This window comes from Falsibacillus albus (assembly GCF_003668575.1).
GTDB classification, from domain to species: domain Bacteria; phylum Bacillota; class Bacilli; order Bacillales; family DSM-25281; genus Falsibacillus; species Falsibacillus albus.
Genome location: NZ_RCVZ01000011.1, coordinates 43,900 through 61,514 on the forward strand (window position 1 = coordinate 43,900; position 17,615 = coordinate 61,514).

15 protein-coding genes are annotated in these 17,615 nt (G+C 35.0%); 14 read left to right on the forward strand and 1 reads right to left on the reverse strand.

The genetic code is table 11. The annotated features are described in order from the left end of the window. The first annotated feature begins 2 nt into the window (after positions 1-2). From walK to D9X91_RS15280, 10 genes are all read left to right on the forward strand, one after another. Positions 3-1,820 carry a cell wall metabolism sensor histidine kinase WalK gene (gene walK, locus D9X91_RS15235; protein WP_121681505.1) on the forward strand — a complete coding sequence of 606 codons (1,818 nt, stop codon included), beginning with the start codon at positions 3-5 and terminating at the stop codon, positions 1,818-1,820. Continuing rightward, on the forward strand, positions 1,817-3,151 hold the full coding sequence (locus D9X91_RS15240) for a YycH family regulatory protein (RefSeq protein WP_121681506.1): 1,335 nt from the start codon (positions 1,817-1,819) through the stop codon (positions 3,149-3,151). The genes walK and D9X91_RS15240 overlap by 4 nt, the downstream gene beginning before the upstream one ends. After that, complete coding sequence (locus D9X91_RS15245; RefSeq protein WP_121681507.1) at positions 3,138-3,932, forward strand: two-component system regulatory protein YycI; 795 nt, start codon at positions 3,138-3,140, stop codon at positions 3,930-3,932. The genes D9X91_RS15240 and D9X91_RS15245 overlap by 14 nt, the downstream gene beginning before the upstream one ends. An 8-nt stretch (positions 3,933-3,940) precedes the next feature. Further along, positions 3,941-4,735: an MBL fold metallo-hydrolase gene (locus tag D9X91_RS15250; RefSeq protein WP_121681508.1), complete on the forward strand. Its 795-nt coding sequence runs from the start codon at positions 3,941-3,943 to the stop codon at positions 4,733-4,735. A 405-nt stretch (positions 4,736-5,140) separates the two neighbouring features. Then, the gene (locus D9X91_RS15255; RefSeq protein ID WP_121681509.1) at positions 5,141-6,358 is read left to right on the forward strand and encodes a S1C family serine protease; all 1,218 of its coding nucleotides are present in this window, start codon (positions 5,141-5,143) and stop codon (positions 6,356-6,358) included. 193 nt (positions 6,359-6,551) lie between these two features. Then, on the forward strand, positions 6,552-6,710 hold the full coding sequence (locus D9X91_RS15260) for a CxxH/CxxC protein (RefSeq protein WP_121681510.1): 159 nt from the start codon (positions 6,552-6,554) through the stop codon (positions 6,708-6,710). A gap of 94 nt (positions 6,711-6,804) precedes the next feature. Then, positions 6,805-7,284 (forward strand): 23S rRNA (pseudouridine(1915)-N(3))-methyltransferase RlmH, encoded by a 480-nt coding sequence (gene rlmH, locus D9X91_RS15265; RefSeq protein ID WP_121681511.1) that lies wholly within the window; start codon positions 6,805-6,807, stop codon positions 7,282-7,284. Positions 7,285-7,518: 234 nt separating this feature from the next. Next, positions 7,519-8,679, forward strand: a complete 1,161-nt coding sequence (locus D9X91_RS15270) for a DUF262 domain-containing protein (RefSeq protein WP_158598340.1) — start codon at positions 7,519-7,521, stop codon at positions 8,677-8,679. Next, positions 8,663-9,727 carry a DUF3696 domain-containing protein gene (locus D9X91_RS15275; RefSeq protein ID WP_121681513.1) on the forward strand — a complete coding sequence of 355 codons (1,065 nt, stop codon included), beginning with the start codon at positions 8,663-8,665 and terminating at the stop codon, positions 9,725-9,727. The genes D9X91_RS15270 and D9X91_RS15275 overlap by 17 nt, the downstream gene beginning before the upstream one ends. Before the next feature lie 4 nt (positions 9,728-9,731). Further along, on the forward strand, positions 9,732-10,589 hold the full coding sequence (locus D9X91_RS15280; RefSeq protein ID WP_121681514.1) for a hypothetical protein: 858 nt from the start codon (positions 9,732-9,734) through the stop codon (positions 10,587-10,589). A gap of 252 nt (positions 10,590-10,841) precedes the next feature. Here the strand turns inward: D9X91_RS15280 and D9X91_RS15285 are convergent, their stop codons facing one another. Further along, positions 10,842-11,927, reverse strand: a complete 1,086-nt coding sequence (locus tag D9X91_RS15285) for a GTPase (protein WP_158598341.1) — start codon at positions 11,925-11,927, stop codon at positions 10,842-10,844. Between the two features lie 228 nt (positions 11,928-12,155). Between D9X91_RS15285 and D9X91_RS15290 the strand changes: the two genes are divergently transcribed. The 4 genes from D9X91_RS15290 to D9X91_RS15305 all read left to right on the forward strand — a co-directional run bounded on the left by D9X91_RS15290 (position 12,156) and on the right by D9X91_RS15305 (position 17,440). After that, positions 12,156-12,800 carry a hypothetical protein gene (locus tag D9X91_RS15290; protein WP_121681516.1) on the forward strand — a complete coding sequence of 215 codons (645 nt, stop codon included), beginning with the start codon at positions 12,156-12,158 and terminating at the stop codon, positions 12,798-12,800. Between the two features lie 26 nt (positions 12,801-12,826). Beyond that, complete coding sequence (locus D9X91_RS15295; RefSeq protein WP_121681517.1) at positions 12,827-13,801, forward strand: hypothetical protein; 975 nt, start codon at positions 12,827-12,829, stop codon at positions 13,799-13,801. 164 nt (positions 13,802-13,965) lie between these two features. Continuing rightward, positions 13,966-15,867: an ATP-dependent nuclease gene (locus tag D9X91_RS15300; RefSeq protein WP_121681617.1), complete on the forward strand. Its 1,902-nt coding sequence runs from the start codon at positions 13,966-13,968 to the stop codon at positions 15,865-15,867. Then, complete coding sequence (locus D9X91_RS15305) at positions 15,848-17,440, forward strand: UvrD-helicase domain-containing protein (RefSeq protein ID WP_121681518.1); 1,593 nt, start codon at positions 15,848-15,850, stop codon at positions 17,438-17,440. Before D9X91_RS15300 ends, D9X91_RS15305 begins: the two co-directional genes overlap by 20 nt. Positions 17,441-17,615: the final 175 nt, after the last annotated feature.

Below are 17,615 nucleotides of genomic sequence, written 5' to 3' on the forward strand. Positions count from 1 at the left end.
CAATGAGAAAAGTAGGTTTTTTTCGTTCCATCCATTTAAAGTTCGTCTTGATCTATATGCTTCTGATTCTAATAGCGATGCAGATCATCGGTGTATATTTTGTGAATCGACTCGAGGCTAATCTAAAGAGCAACTTTACAAAGTCCCTTTATGAACGGACGGATCTGTTGAAATTCCTGACAAAAGAAGAGATTATCAAGCAGCGTGAAGATGAGGATCCTACGCAGAAGGAAGCAATCCGAAAAGTTCTGCAGGATTTTGTTGCTTCTGATATTTCTGAAGTGCGGGTCATTGACAGCAAAAAGGAAATCATCGGGACATCTGATCCGAATAACCAAGGAATTGTCGGACAGAGAACGACGGAAGGTTCTGTCAAACGTGTGCTTGCCATCGGATCGCAAGAATCTCATCCGTATGTAGAAAATGGACATCGAATATGGATCCTCACGTCACCCATAAAGAATAATAATGAGGTCATCGGCGCCATCTACTTAATTGCCAAGATGGATACGGTCTATACACAAATGAATGAGATCAACAGCATTTTTACCACCGGGACCGCGATCGCTTTGGCCATCACCGCCGTCCTCGGGGTCCTTCTCGCTCAGACGATTACGAGGCCGATTTCCGACATGCGGAAACAGGCATTGGCAATGGCAAAAGGGAATTTTTCAAGGAAGGTTAAAGTGTACGGATATGATGAAATTGGACAGCTGGCACTGACCTTTAATAATTTGACTAAAAAGCTTCAGGAAGCACAGGCAACGACTGAAGGGGAGCGAAGGAAACTGTCCTCTGTTCTGTCTTATATGACGGACGGCGTCATCGCCACGGATCGAAAAGGAAGGGTCATTCTTATCAATGACCCCGCTGCGAAATTATTGAATGTTTCACGTGAAACAGTCCTCTCCCAGCCGATCATTTCGCTGCTCGGCCTGGAAGAGGACTATACGTTTGATGATTTATTGGTTGAACAGAATTCGGTTATCTTGGATTTCAGCACTTATGATAAACATTATATTTTACGGGCGAATTTTTCTGTTATCCAAAAGGAAACAGGTTTCGTCAATGGGTTGATCACCGTCCTGCATGATATTACCGAGCAGGAAAAAATCGATATGGAGCGGCGGGAGTTCGTGGCAAATGTATCGCATGAATTGAGGACGCCTTTGACCACCATGAGAAGCTATTTGGAGGCACTGGCAGAGGGAGCATGGCAGGATGATGAAATTGCTCCACAGTTCCTGCATGTGACGCAAAATGAAACGGAAAGAATGATTCGTCTTGTCAACGACCTCCTCCAATTATCACGATTGGACAGCAAGGATTATCGATTGAACAAGGATTGGGTCAATTTCGTTGAATTTTTCCAACGAATCATTGACCGTTTTGAAATGACGATCAGTCAGAATATCACGTTTTCACGGACGTTCCCTAAAAAGGAAATCTATGTGGAAATTGATACGGACAAGCTGACGCAGGTCCTTGATAATATCATTTCAAATGCATTGAAATACTCCCCACAAGGCGGCGAAATCACTTTCTCTGTCAAGGAGAAGAATGAATTCATTGAAGTCAGCATTTCTGATCAAGGAATGGGGATCCCGAAGGATAACCTTGAAAAAGTATTTGATCGCTTTTACCGCGTCGATAAAGCCCGTTCCCGCCAAATGGGCGGCACTGGTCTTGGATTGGCCATAGCCAAAGAAATGATTGAAGCACATTGTGGTCGCATTTGGGCAACGAGTATTGAAGGAAAGGGCACAACCATTTACTTCACCTTGCCTTACGACCCTTCTCAAGAGGATGATTGGTCATGAGGTATGAAACAATAAAATCGATATTGTTGACAGGATTGGTGTTGACGAGCATCATCGTGACGTGGAATCTTTGGACATACCAGCCTGATGTGGAGCTGAAGCCAAATGACATTGTCGGGAAGACGAATATCAGCGATAAAGTAGGGGTGGAAAGCCTGGTTAAACCGATCAGGATCCTATTTCATCAAGATAATACCCATTATGGGACATTCAACAACAAAGAGATGGATGCGGTTATCAATGAAATGAAGAAATGGACGTTCTATGATTTTCGCAATATCACTTCTACGATTTCACGGCAGGAATTCGAGAGCATTCAGCACTCAAATGGAAGGGCGGAAATTGATTACCCTGATGAAGTGCCGGTTTCATTATATAAAAGCATCTTGAATTTCGAAGAAGCGAAAATCCCGGCTGTCGATTTCAATAAAATTATCATCAATTACAGCAATGCTTCTAAAAATCCTGTTGTATACTTTCTCAGCGGAAGCGGGAATAGTTACAAAGTTTACGAATGCACCATCCGTTCCAATTATCTGCAAGCATTTAAAACAGAGTTTGTCGATAGTGCATCGAAAAAATATTATGAATATTTGTCTGAACAAATAAATGACCAAGATTATATTTATTTACCAAAGGGTCATGTGAAGATTCCTAAATATCGTTACTATATGAGCGTCAGCGATTCGGACATCTCTAAATTTAAAAATGCCCTTTTCAGTGATCCGAGTGCAGTTAAGAAAACGCAATTGAATAATACGGATGAATATACAGAAGGCTTTAGTTTAATGCGTGTGTATAAAACTCTCAATGAATTAAACTACGTCAATCCGGGAATTGAAACAAACATTTCTGACAACCCCAATGAGCTGATTCGCAAAAGCATTGACTTTGTCAATGAACATGCAGGCTGGACGGATACGTATGAGTACTTCAGTATGAATCCCGAACAAAGCAAAGTGTCTTATATTTTAATTAAAAATGGCATTCCGGTTTTCAATGAGGATGGAATGTCAGAAATCGTTCAATATTGGGGAAAAGATGAAATCAATAAATACATCCGCCCATATTTCTCTTTGGATGTCCCATTGCCATTTGAGGAGCATGATGTGGAGCTGCCGAATGGAACTCAGGTGCTGCAATATTTACAATCCAATCCGGATATTAAACCAGAATTGCTCCAAGGCTTTATGATTGGCTATAAGCTGTCAATCGATCCTCAGTCCCCGAAGCAAGTAATTCTGAATCCGTCGTGGTATTACCTTGACAGCGGGAATTGGATTCGGTTATCACTGGATGAAGTAGGAGGATCAAAAGGTGGATTGGAATAAAACGAAAACAATTTTCATCATTGTCTTTTTAGTCCTTGATGTATTCCTATTATCTCAATTAATCAAGAAGAACACCGCCAGCAAGGCACCTTTAAAAAGAGATGCTTCCATTGAAGAACAGTTAAAAGCTGCCGGCATTCATTATGAGCCGATCCAGGATGACAAGGAGAAAAATAAACAATACCTGCTTTACGCCAAAACGAAGAATTTTACTGAAGAAGAAGTATCCAAGCTCGAGAATCAAGATGTAAAAATCGAGGGTAAAACAAAACTAAGGGCTACACTCGATAAGCCATTTAAATTAGGGGCTCAATTCGAGCCCGACGTATTGGATACGTTTGTGAAAAGTAATATATTAAATGGTGCGAAGTATCATTTTTGGCGGTATGATAAGGATTTGAAACAGATTACCTACTCCCAGCAGTATAAGGATAATCAAATCTTTGAAAATGTAAACGGGCAGTTGACCCTTTATTTGGATGACGACAATGAAGTGATTGGATACGAGCAAACGATGCTCGATTCCATCGATGAGTATAATAAAGAGCAGATCATCACTGGCTTCCAGGCGATCATCACCTTGTTCAACAAAGGGATGATCAAGCCCGACAGCAATATCAAGAAGCCTGAACTGGGGTATTATACATTGGTGCAGAACGCTGAATCACAGGTGCTGACGCCTACTTGGCACCTCATTGTCGAAAACGGGGATAAGAAGGAAAACATGTTTGTCAATGCATTTGAAGGCTCTGTCATCACGACAGAAAAGAAATTGGAGTGAAGAATAACATGTCTATGCATTTTAGTGTACTGGCGAGCGGTAGTACAGGAAATGCGATTTTTGTTGAAACAGAGAGCCACTCATTTTTAGTGGACGCGGGTTTAAGCGGGAAGCAGATGGAATTGCTTTTTCAACAAATCGATCGTAAAGTGGAAAATTTGAGCGGAATCCTTGTGACGCATGAACATAGCGACCATATTAAAGGAATCGGTGTTTTGGCAAGGAAGTACAAGCTTCCGATCTATGCAAATGAAAAAACGTGGAACGCAATGAATCCACTCATCGGTGAAGTGGCAACGGACCAAAAATTCCTCTTCGATATGGAAACAGTCAAGACATTCGGGTCTTTGGACATTGAATCATTCGGTGTTTCCCATGACGCGGCAGAGCCAATGTTTTATGTTTTCCATCAAGGCGAGAAAAAGCTAGTGCTCATAACAGATACGGGATATGTGAGCGATCGGATGAGAGGGACCATTTCAAACGCGGATGCATATGTATTCGAAAGCAATCACGATGTTCAGATGCTCAGGATGGGAAGATACCCTTGGAATATCAAACGCCGCATTTTAAGCGATGTCGGGCATGTTTCCAACGAGGATGCTGCCATAGCCATGAGTGAAGTAGCCGGTGACCGTACGAAAAGGTTTTACCTCGCTCATCTCAGCATGGACAACAACATGAAGGATCTGGCAAGGATGAGTGTGACGCAGACGCTTAAAAATAAAGGAATGGTCGTCGGAGAACAATTTGAGCTCTATGATACAGACCCGAAAATACCTACTCCTTTAGTCGCGATCTAAAAGGGAAGGCTCTTTTCTCAAAGATTGTTGTTTTTAACAGTTTTTCTTTCAAATAACTCATCATATGTTGTTGATTGGAGCGGAAGGTGCGAGACTCCGGAGGGATCAGCGGGCCAGGGGAGACCCCGCAGCGGAAATCAGCCTTACACAAGCATTAATGAATAGCAACAAACTTTACGAAAAGAGTGAAACGGAAAAATAGGTTTAAATTTAAATTTTATATGGAAAATAAGGAATGAAAGCAAAATTCTGCTGCGGCGTTTTTTGTATTTTCATTCCTTTTTTAGTAGATTAAGAGCCGTTTCTTAATTGATTTTAATAAAATTTTAATAGTTGCTGACTATAATGTATAACAAAGAGACAAAATAATACTTATTAGGAAATACAGAAAGGATTGGTGAACGAGTGGGATACTATGATCAAGATAGTGAAAATCGCTATAAAGAAAAGCAAAAAGGGAATAAAGGCGGGATCTTTCTAGCAAGCCTCGTCGGTGTCATTCTCGGAGCGATCCTCATATTGGTGGCATTGCCGAAACTGGCAGATGTCGGCGTACTCCCATATAATATCCAACCAGACGAACAACTCAGCCAGACAGATAAAGCATTTCATGGGAAACAAGAAAACGTATCACTGAACGTGACGACGGATGTGACGAAAGCCGTGAAAAAAGCAAGTCCTGCCGTGGTAGGGATCACGAATCTTCAAACGACGGACTTCTGGTCGCAGGAAGACCAGCCGGCTTCAACAGGATCCGGTGTCATCTATAAGAAAGAGGGCGGCAAAGCCTATATCGTAACCAACAACCATGTCGTGGAAGGTGCGGATCAATTGGAAGTCACCCTTACCGATGGTTCGAAGGAAAAGGCCAAGCTTCGCGGCGCCGATCCATTCACGGATTTAGCCGTCGTTGAAATCGATGGAAGCAAAGTGAAACAAGTAGCAGAATTCGGAAATTCAGACGCATTGAAGCCAGGCGAACCAGTCATGGCGATCGGGAACCCGCTGGGCGAGCAATTTGCCAGTTCCGTAACCCAAGGAATCATTTCAGGTTTGGAAAGAACGATCCCGGTCGATGTCAATAAAGATGGACAGCCTGATTGGCAGGCACAGGTCCTGCAAACGGATGCTGCCATCAACCCAGGAAACTCAGGCGGTGCACTGGTGAACATTGATGGACAAGTCGTCGGGATCAACTCCATGAAAATCGCCCAAACGGCGGTTGAAGGAATCGGTCTTTCCATTCCGATCAACTATGCAAAGCCGATCATTAGCGACCTTGAGAAATATGGCAAGCTAAAACGACCTGCCATGGGCGTCGGACTTCGCGATGTCAGCGAAATACCTGCCTACCATCAGCAAGAAACATTGAAGCTGCCAAAAGATGTGAAAGACGGAGTCGTCGTTGTGAAAGTCTATCCGAATACACCTGCCGACCAAGCAGGATTGAAAGAACTCGATGTCATCACAGAACTTGATGGAAAACCGGTCAAGAACATCCTAGAGCTCAGAAAGTACTTGTATGACCACAAGAAAATAGGCGATCAAATGAAGGTTACGTATTATCGCGGCGGAAAGAAAGAAGAAACGACGATTAAGCTTACGGGTGAATCGCAGCTATAATGTGGATAACTAAATGCAGGAGGGGATAAGTCCCTTTCCTGCATTTTCTTTTAGTGTTAATATAATCTGTGGATAATTAATCATTTGTATAAGTGAATGATAAAGACTATAACAGGGCGTAAATAGCACTGATGCAACCAAAGTCTTGTATAAAAATGACTAGCTGAAAAATAAGATAAGGATGGGATTCAGAATGATTTATTGCTGCAAAGAACACGTGGAAATTGCCTTGGACACCATCGTGGATGAGTATGAAACAGCCCCAGTGATGAAGGAGCTTTCCGAGGAAGAAAAGTTATCCACAGGGTGTGAATATTGTGAAAATAAAGCTGCATATCTTGTGGCGAACTAATATTCGGCCACCATATGTGGATTAACAATGTGGATATGTGGATAAATTATGTGGATATCTTGTTTGTAAATTGTTTGTAAAGTGAGGATGAGCTGTGAATATCTCGATCGTTACCGTCGGCAAGTTGAAAGAAAAATATTTGAAGCAAGGAATTGCTGAATACGTCAAACGTTTGTCTGCCTATGCAAAAATGGACGTCATCGAAGTTCCAGATGAAAAAGCACCGGAAGAATTAAGCGCTGTCGAAATGGAACAGGTGAAGCAGAAGGAAGGAGAGCGGATCCTGGCAAAAATCAATCTGGATGCACATGTCATCGCGCTCGCCATCGAAGGCAAAATGCGCTCCTCCGAAGAACTGGCCGACACACTGGACAAGCTCGCCACCTACGGCAAAAGCAAAGTCGCCTTCGTCATCGGCGGCTCGCTCGGACTATCCGATGACGTCATGAAAAGGGCGAACGAAACCCTGTCTTTTTCAAAGATGACCTTCCCGCACCAGCTGATGAGGCTGATCCTGGTTGAGCAAGTGTATCGGGCTTTTCGGATTAATCGGGGGGAACCGTACCACAAATAGTGGTAAAGCAAAAAGTTGAAATTAGACTTGATAAAGAATGGTTAGATAAGTTAAATATTTAACTTATTAAAGTTTCTTTGAGTATGAAGTGAATTTTTTTAGTATAGAATGCTTTATATAGTACAAGACAGGGCAATCTGTCTTGTTTGTTTTGCTATTTGATATTAAGTTACAAAGTACAGACTTTTTGCTATTATTAAGTAAATAATTGTTAAGAAAAGGGTGGTGAAATATTTGGCTAACGAACTTTTTTTAGAACTTGAAGATTTAGAAAATGAAGACAACAAAAACTTATTAAGCCCCAATAAGTATGATTTTAGCGAATTAACACAAATATACCCTGAAGCAAATATCAAAGTTGAAAGAGAACAATATCCAATCTTTCAACTAAAAAGAAAGTATGATCGTGAACAAATTATTTTAGATCCTGATTTCCAAAGAGAAGAAGTATGGGACAATAGGCAAAAATCAGAACTAATTGAATCAGTCTTAATGGGAATTCCATTACCAATTTTTTATTTGAACGAAACAAAAGATGGTCAGTTAGTAGTAGTTGATGGAAGACAAAGGCTTACTACTTTTTTTTCTTTCTTAAATAATGATTTTAAATTAACAAAGTTAAGAATTCTACCTTATCTTAATGGCCAATTCTTTGAGGATTTAGATGAAATGTTACAGGCTAATTTAGAGGACTTCCAATTAATAGCACAGGTTATTAAACCTCCAACTCCAGATAGAATTAAATTTGATATATTTGACCGAGTGAACAGGGGTGGCACTCCTTTAAATAATCAAGAAATGAGAAATGCCTTATATCAAGGAAGGTCAACAAAGTTATTAGATAGAATTTCTAAATCAAAGATATTTAAGAAAGTAACATGTAATTCAATTAATTCTACAAGAATGAAGGATAAGTATTTAATTCTAAGAACAATATCTTTTTACCTATGGAAAAAAGGACAGTTACTCGATGCTAATGGCGTACAAATAGAATATAAAAAAGACATAGATGAATTTTTAGGATTGGCAATGGAATTTTTAAATTCATTAAATGATAGTAGTATTGAGCAATTAGAAAGTATATTTTACAAAACGATGGAAAACAATTACATAATTTTTGGAGAAGAATCATTTAGACGTCTTTCTGATGGGGATAGAAAAAAACCAATTAATATGATTTTATTTGAATCGTTCGGATACTTATTTACTCACTTTGAAAGTGAGGTATGTCAAAGCCATAGAGTATTAATTAGAAGAATGTGCGATCGATTATTACAAAAACAAGAATTAAATCGGTTATTAACTCTTGATAGAGGAAGAGGTATTGTGATTCCCGAGGTATTTAAACTTTTTGAATCACTTAAAGAGGAGATACAACATGCTATCAAAAATTAAAGTAAAAAACTTAAAGTGTTTTGATGAAAGTACAATAGAACTCCGTAATTTTAACCTATTGGCAGGGATGAACTCAGCAGGTAAATCAACATTCATACAGTCTATTCTTTTATCTATACAAAATATATCTAGCGAAGGAAAAAATCCTCTAAATGGAAATCTAATATCGTTAGGTGAATTCTCAGAAGTAAGGAATTTTGTTAAAAATGCAAAAAACTTTTCAATTACCTTATATAGTGAATTAAATAACTCTTTAGAACTTTATTTTGAAGAGGAAAATGATCAACTATCTTTAACTATAGATAATCGCAGTGAAGAATTGGTTGAGTTTTTTCACCAAAAAAATAAAAGAATACGATACCTATCATCAAAGAGAATAGGTTCACAAGATTTGTATTCGAATAATTATGATAATTTCAATGAAATAGGGATTTTCGGTGAGTATGCAATAGATTATTATGAGAGTAATAAAACGTCCCCTATTGAAATATTATTAATTAAAGATAAAAATATTGGTTCTACATTAGAACATCAATTAAATTATTGGTTAAAGTATATTATGAATAGTGAATTATCAACTGAAGATATTCATGGTACGGACCTTGTAAGAGCACAGTTTTCATATGTAAACAACCGCTTTGTAAGACCTAAAAATATTGGTTCAGGTTTAAGTTATATAATATCAATTTTAATTAGTGGATTAGCATCAAAAGTAGGAGATTTAAACATCATAGAGAATCCAGAAATACATTTGCATCCAAGAGCACAATCTAAACTAACCGAGTTCTTAACTTTTATTGCAGACAAAGGAGTCAAGTTTATCATTGAGACTCATAGTGATCATATATTTAATGGGATGAGAAAGGCAATTAATAAAAAAGTGATATCTACTGAATCTCTAAATACGTACTTTTTTGCAATAGACGATAAAACTTTATGTTCTAATCCAAAACTAATAAAATTTGATAATAATGGTAATGTGGAAAATCATGAGGCAGGTTTATTCGATCAATTTGATGATGATTTAGATGAGTTATTAGGATTGTAATAATATGGAGTTAATTATAAATGAGTTTTCACTAGAAGGTCATTTTAACAGTGTAGATGATTTCTTGGATTCATTAATTGATATTATAAAGATCGAAACTATAATGAAAAAGTCTTCATTAAAACTGTTGAAACATTATGAACTATACTCCTCACCGATAACTACGGAATTTACTTTACATGAAATTTTATTAGATAATAATATAAGAACAAGACCAGAGATAAGAAAGTTTAAAAGACTTTTAAGTACATTGATAAATGATCCCCCATACTGGAATGATGATCAACGGCATAGTAGTAATAATAATTACTATTGCGATTATACAGAAAAAACAAATGGTTATTCATTAGCAGAGGCGTGTGAAAGAGATAGAATAGTATTATCTTTTCAACATAATAAATTTAAAGATCCTGATATTATAATAAAAAAAAATCTAGACGAAATAACATTGATAAATATATATAATCCACGTGATTTACTAGATTTTTTATATGAAAAAGAATTAATAGATTCATATTCTTACTGTCTATACTGGTTTAAAGATTCAAAAATATCTTTGGATCTACTAGAAGAAGAATACGGATTTAATTCTTTACAGAAACATGAAAAAAGGATTTTCATATCTGCAGTGAAGTTATTTGACCAGTTAAGTTGGGATGATATACCTAATCATGAGGGGCTTAAATATAAGCAGTATCAACCTAGTCCTAATGAGGATTGGTTTAGGAATTCAGAGTACAGTGATAAGCAAATATTAAAGTTCCGTGCAAGTCAAAAATTGAGATGTTTTGGTTTTCGAGAAGGAAATATTTTTTATATTCTAAGGTTCGAAACAGACCATAAAATTAGTGATTATGGGTAATTTAAAGATTTAATTCAAAGACAAAACACAAATTACCGATTTACTAATAGTGAACCGTAACAATTAGTGGTAAAACAGAAAGTGGAATTAATTATTGGTCATGAAATTTTATTAGGTCTACAATAAACAGTCTTTTTTGAAAATCTCACTATCCTAACTCGGTGTGACCTTTGTCTAAAAAAATAAGAAGAATCCTTCCCAGTTATAGAATGCAAGGGGGATTCTTCATATCTGAAAGATTTAGCGATTATATTAATTTGTACCGGTGTAAAGTTTGTCTTTTAGAATTGCAGTAGCAATCTCTGCACAATCATTGCAATAACTCTTACTTGCTGCAAAAGTTACAACAAAAGAGGTCGTTGCTGAAACACCTTGACCAATTAGAGGTATTCTCTTACCAATCTGTTTTAAAGTTGTTTTAATTGCTTGTTTCTCAAGTTGATCCTTAGCAATTTTTTCGAGTAGTTTAGTTATTGCAGTTTTAGTAGTATACTTTAAGATTTTATTTGCGATAGTCAGTAGTCTTTCGTTATATAAAGGTTTATTCTCTTCAATGATTTGTTGACTTAATCCAAAAGACTTTCTTATACGGTCAAATACACCTGTCAGAATGGAGAGATCCACTGATATATCAACTAACGGAATGGGATTTACCCCGTTAGCAGCAGCAAGAGTTGAACCTAAATAAATATATTTATAACATGCCTTTTTCTTGGTTTCCAAAAAATCTTCTGAATACGCTTTTGCATCCAATGAAAATTTTATTTTCTTAACTGTGTTTAGATTATCATATATGGCTTTGGTAAGGTCATCTAATCCCTCTTCAGTTCGACAACTTGTAAAATATACTTTGACTTCTGTTCCTACCTGTTTTTTTACATCGTTTAAAACGTCCTCCTTTAATTGTTCGGTAGTTTTCCCTTTTTCAAACATGCTGTCTACGGAATTACGCACAAATAGACATTTCTTACCCTCCTGTTGAAGTCTTCTAAAAAACTCTGTATCTTCTTGTCTGAACTTCCCCGAAAAGACACAAATAAAGATATCGTAACTAAGTACATTAAACTTTTCAAAAAAAGATTCTGCAGGGAAATTCTTTGTACCATAACCCGGTAAATCGGTAAGGATTAAATCTTCCCATTTATAAGGATCTTCAGTAATTGTTGTATCTGTTTCTTGAGACACATTTGCTACCTCTTCACCAATGAGAGCATTGATTAAAGAGGACTTACCTGAGCCCGGTTGACCAAAGAGGGCAATTTTTACCTGTGTTTGATTTAATTTATCTAACTCTTCTTTAATGGCTTCAATAGATTCGTAAATATCATTTTCATCCATCATGGGTATCCTCCTCAAATTAACAAGATTGTAAGTATTTATCTTTCTCAAATATACCATTTTAAGGTAAGTGATTTCATATAAATTTTCTGTTTTTTTGAGTACTCACTTTAACTGCTAATATTTCGTTTGTAAGAAACAAAGCTTAATCACTAATAAGCCTGTTGCCTACTATATTATGGAAATGCCATAATATCATTATGATTGAAAATTCAAAGGTGGATATAAATGATACTTAGTAATGATTTTTTTGAACGTTTAAAAGGAATTGTAAGTTATTCATGGGAGATATTTTCCCAAAAAGTTGGTAGTGGTTTAATACAGATAAACAAGGAAGCATCCATGCAGTTGAAATACGCTTATATTCTCCAACAGTTCATTCCTCTTATTATTTTTGATAATAGGGAAAAAGTTGAAATCGAACTTGAGTCTACTTGTTTTATAAACGGAAAAACTAGAGAAATAGACATACTACTAAAAGGAACTAATTGTGTTTCTGAAACTTATACAATTGCAATAGAACTCAAGTGTTACAAAAAATTGGCTTCCTCAGGTAACCCTAGAGGGGCACATGATATATTTATGAAAGATGTATATTGTGATTTATTTTTACTTGAACAATATTGTAATCATAATCATGCAGACCTAGGTATAAGTTTAGTGATGACAAATTATCAAACATCCGTGAATCCATTAAATAAGTCAGCAAAATGTTGGGCATATGATATCTCTAATGGAGCACAAGTGAGTTCTGGAACCAATTTTTGTACTCCAATAGGTGGAAACGAAATTGACTTTACTCTAAATAAAAATTATTCATTTTTATGGAAGTCCTATGGTGAATACTGGTTTACAGAAATAATAGGAAGTTAAGGAATTTAGGAAAGGAAATTATAATAATGTCAATTTATCAAAACATCTTTCATTATTATAGGGGACAAACCAAAAGTAGTACGGAAGAAACTCAAATTCTTCAGGTTGAAAATAATGTAACAAAAGCCTTTTTAAATGTGTTGCAGCATTCTTCCCCTGAGTTGACTACAGCCTTTGTAAAAATACTAGGAATAAACTCTACGGAAAAAGGGTTTGAATACCGTTATCAAGTAAATTCACCTCTTCCTAAAATTACACCTATTGCTGCAATTATAGGGATTGCTGAAAGTAAGGAAATAAAAACCGGTGCATCTAAGCAATATGGAATACCTGATGGCGCTATTATTTCAAACGAAGTATCACTCTTGATTGAAAATAAAATTGGCTTTAACTCTTATTTGGAACATGAGCAATTAAACAGACATAGAATTAATTTTGTAAATGGGCAAATAGTAAAAGATAAACCTATTATCTTAACATGGAAAGAAGTTCGTAACTTTCTCAATGAACAGTACCAATATTTTGAAGAAAAGAAAGATCTTATTACATGTTTTTTATTAAGGCAATTTGAGGAATTTTGCTTAATTAATTGCATAGGTGACAAACAAAAGTCTAAAGAATATTTCTTTTTAAGATTTGAGAAGTTGAAAGCCAGAGAACTTGCTAGAACAATTGATTCATATATTTGGAATAATAATGATTTTAATGTCTTGGACGCTGGAACAAGTAATGGAATAGGTTATAAAAGGGTAGGAAAATCAAAGTTTGCTACTTTAACAACTGCAAGACAAAGATGTTTAATTTTACATATTGGTGAAAAAGAATGGAATTTAGGGTTAGAGATCCAAAATAAAATAGACAATGAACTGGGTATTAAATATCCTAGAAAGGATTATGAATATACTAAATACCCTCATGAAGCATATATACGTCTTGAGTGGGTAGACAAATTTAGTCAAATAGAGCCGTATATCAACTTTGCATATGAATATAGAAAATAAAGCAATGCCTCTAATAGATTTGAGGCATTGCTTTATTTTTTTTCATTAAGATTATTCAATAAAAGGTGATCTTATTAAGCCAATTTGAAAAAAATGGAGGTTTTTTGTCAGTTATTGTAGAATTCCTATTTATATATTTTATAAAGATACTAAGGAGTCTAGTTGTGTATATATCAAAATTGAGTGTTAAAAACTATAGGAATTTTGGTGAAACTAAATTTTCTATTCCACTGAAACCTTTTACTGCTATTATCGGAGAGAATAATATCGGAAAGTCCAATTTAATTGATTGTATTGGTTTGGTATTGAGCCAAGATATTACTATGTTTAAGAAGAGGTTTTTGGACATTGATGATATAAATTCAATTACCAAGGAAAATTTTAAAAAGTCTATTGTGAAACTGATAGAGGATGAAATTATCGATGAATCAAAAATAAAGTTTCCTGATGTAAGGGTAGAGTTGATTTTAGAAGATTTAGACGAAGATCAACTTGCTGTTGTAGGAGATTGGTTTTTTGAAACCACCCTTACTAAGGCAAAGTTAACTTATTGGTCTAAGCCAAGGGGTGGATTTAAACGGCAAGAATGGATTGAAAGGCAGGTTTCTAATTTAAAGGAACTTGAAAGCGCTGGTAAGGTGAAAAGGGAAGATTTATATAAACATGTGGAGTTTCCAATTGACCAATATGAATATGTAATTTATGGGGGAAATAATCCTACAAATAAATGTGATCCATACTTTCTAAAAATGTTAAAACTAGAGGTTTTAGATGCTCTCCGTGATGCAAAAAAGGAATTGGTTGCAAATGGAGAATATAAATTATTGTATCGTATTTTAAATAAGAATTATGAAAATGATTTCATTGAAATACAAACGATACTTGGTGAACTAAACCAAAAATTAAGTGAAAACAAAAAGTTAGAGTCTATTAAAAAAGAACTGACTACGTATTTAGATAAAGTGTCTTTATCTAATCCGTCAGAGTTAAATAGTATTGACTTTAATTTTTCTTCTCCAGAGGTTAATGAAATATTAAAGAAATTAAGTATTGTTTATGGGGAAAATCCAGTTTCAATTGAAAGAAATGGTTTAGGTAAAAATAATCTATTGTTTATATCACTTGTACTCTCACATTTAGCCTCACAGACTGATGATAAAACGAAATTAGCCTTCAGAGTTATAGGAATAGAGGAGCCTGAAGCACATTTGCATCCACATTTGCAAACTCATCTAGCAAAGAACTTAAGCAAGGTTAATAATTCTGGGAATGAAAAGGTTGTTAAGAAAGATACACAAATCATCGTTACTTCACATTCAACCAATATTACTACCTCAATTGATTTAAATAACCTAGTTATCCTTTACAAGGATAAAGGAAAGATAAATTATCACTATATTCTAGATGGTTTTTCCGATAAGAAGGAAGGACAAGATCATATAAAATATTTAAAAAAATATCTCGATGCAACAAATTCATCTATGTTTTATGCAAGGAGACTTTTACTTGTTGAGGGAATCTCTGAACAAATTTTAGTTCCACTATTTTTTGAAATACAATACAAGCAAACATTAGAAAGTATTGGGGCTAACATTATTAATGTTAATGGAGTAGCCTTTAAGCATTTTTTAGAAATAATAAAGAATGGATACTTCATTAAATGCGGTGTATTAACAGATAAGGACGAGGGTAAGAAAACGGAAAAAAGAGCAGAAAAATTGAAAGAGCATTATAAGGTTAATAACAATGTTATTGCTGTTGAAATTAACGAAGACACATTTGAAAAAGAATTAATTAAGTTTAACAATAAGGACAAGGGTAAAGAGTTGTTGTTAAGGGTATTTAAGCAACTTCATCCAATAAAGTATAAAGAAGTTGAGAAAAAGTGGACGGAGCAAATAGATGTAGGTAGTTACTTTGAAAATATAGAAAATGATAAATCCGATTTTGCCTTCGCTTTACATGAAGAACTACTAAAAGATAATGAAGGCATTACTATTCCTGATTATATAGTTGCTATCTTCAAGTTTATTATGGGGGAAGAAAATGAAGAAAAAACTAAATAGCACATTGATAATTGCTGCTGCTGGATCAGGAAAGACCACCGAGTTAATAAAGCAAATAATTGAAAAATCAAGGGAATTACCGCCGGATAAGTTCTTGGCAGTGATAACGTATACTAATTCTGCGACCAATGAGATTTTAGAAAGGCTACAAAAAAATATCTCAGTACACCAGAATATCTTTGTTGGAACAATACATAGTTTTCTTATTAAATTTCTAATAAAGCCTTATGGAAAAGTTTTAGGTTTGGTACCAAATGAACTAATTATCACAGATTATGAAATTAATGTTGGTAAGTCTTCCTCGAATCCGTTTGTGGAAAAAAACATTATAGTTAATCGACTTTCGGAGAAAGGTGTTTTGACATATGATTATATAATTACTCTTTCAAAGAAAATTTTAGATAACGAAAATGTAAAAAAGCGCTTTTGTAACCGAATTAGATATCTATTTGTAGACGAATTTCAGGATTCTACAAAAACACAGTTTGAGATTTTTGACACCCTTAGAAAAGGGAAGAATTCTGAAGTCATACTAGTTGGGGACCCCGAACAACGCATTATGAACTTTAAAAATAAGCCAAGAAAAGGGAAAAGTCCTTCAGGTGAAAAAAGTGTTCCTTTGCACCCGATTGATACATTACAAAAGAAAAAAACATACACTATTAGTAAATTGATGAGCAATTATAGATCTAGTGAAACGATAGTGAACTTCATTAATCAATTTCACTCTAGTATCCAACAAGAATGGGCAAATAAGAAAATTACTTCTAAAAACCCTGTAATGTTTATTCAATCTACCAAATTGAAATCGATTATTTCTGATTTTAATAGTTTATGTATTAACAAAGCATATTGTGAATTTATTCCTAAAACAAGATTTTTTTTAGCACATGAAAATAAAGTTTATAACAATTATAGAAAAAGTAATTTTGACAACAAGTCTAAAGAGAATTTGCCATTGTTTACGTGTATTTATGATTATTTATCGTCATTTTATAATATAAAAAAAGATAAGTTACATCAAATACTAGAAATGGAAGAAATTGAACTGAGGAAGAAATGTCTATTAGTGTTTTATGAAATTAATTATAATTTAAACATTGATTTAGACGATTTTTCTAACTTTATAGAAACTACTTTTAGTCGTAAAAGGGTAGAAACAGGAGAGAAGGTTAGTTTTAAAATTAAAGAGAGAACTAAGAGATTAGTAGACGAACTCTCAAACAGAATCACTCCTGATAAGGAGCATTTATCTATAGAATTAACTGAGTACAGGGATTCTTTTCTAACAATCCATAAATCAAAAGGTTTACAGGCTGATGCTGCATTAGTTGTCGCTAAAAATGAAAAAGAACTTTTAATGTGGCTAGAGAATGATAAAGAGAAACGACTAAACGATCAACAAGATAAGTGTAGATTGGGGTATGTAGCATTTAGTCGACCAAAAGAGTTTCTCTGTATTGCGTGTCTTACACCTATAAGTAAACCAACACTGCAATTGCTAAATAAATTTAAGGTGAATATTTATTCTCCATTAGAAGAACAAGTACAAACTACACTTCAAACTTTATAATAACATTGGAATTTATAAAAAAATAAATACGAAAAAAAGGTATAGGTTAACTTTTTTTGAACTATAGATTTGTTAGGATTTAATTCCCCTTAGTGTTTAATTCAATAGTCTCTAATGGCCTAAATTCTTTTGTTTACACTTTCTTTCGGATGAATAAGGTGAAGAAACCATTCTG

Excerpts from the sequence above, each read along its gene's own strand:
- D9X91_RS15290 (WP_121681516.1), top strand. The coding sequence starts at position 12,156 with ATGATACTTAGTAATGATTTTTTTGAACGTTTAAAAGGAATTGTAAGT.
- D9X91_RS15305 (WP_121681518.1), top strand. The coding sequence starts at position 15,848 with ATGAAGAAAAAACTAAATAGCACATTGATAATTGCTGCTGCTGGATCA.
- D9X91_RS15250 (WP_121681508.1), top strand. The coding sequence starts at position 3,941 with ATGTCTATGCATTTTAGTGTACTGGCGAGCGGTAGTACAGGAAATGCG.
- D9X91_RS15280 (WP_121681514.1), top strand. The coding sequence starts at position 9,732 with ATGGAGTTAATTATAAATGAGTTTTCACTAGAAGGTCATTTTAACAGT.
- D9X91_RS15275 (WP_121681513.1), top strand. The coding sequence starts at position 8,663 with ATGCTATCAAAAATTAAAGTAAAAAACTTAAAGTGTTTTGATGAAAGT.
- walK (WP_121681505.1), top strand. The coding sequence starts at position 3 with ATGAGAAAAGTAGGTTTTTTTCGTTCCATCCATTTAAAGTTCGTCTTG.
- D9X91_RS15240 (WP_121681506.1), top strand. The coding sequence starts at position 1,817 with ATGAGGTATGAAACAATAAAATCGATATTGTTGACAGGATTGGTGTTG.
- D9X91_RS15295 (WP_121681517.1), top strand. The coding sequence starts at position 12,827 with ATGTCAATTTATCAAAACATCTTTCATTATTATAGGGGACAAACCAAA.
- D9X91_RS15260 (WP_121681510.1), top strand. The coding sequence starts at position 6,552 with ATGATTTATTGCTGCAAAGAACACGTGGAAATTGCCTTGGACACCATC.
- D9X91_RS15285 (WP_158598341.1), bottom strand. The coding sequence starts at position 11,927 with ATGGATGAAAATGATATTTACGAATCTATTGAAGCCATTAAAGAAGAG.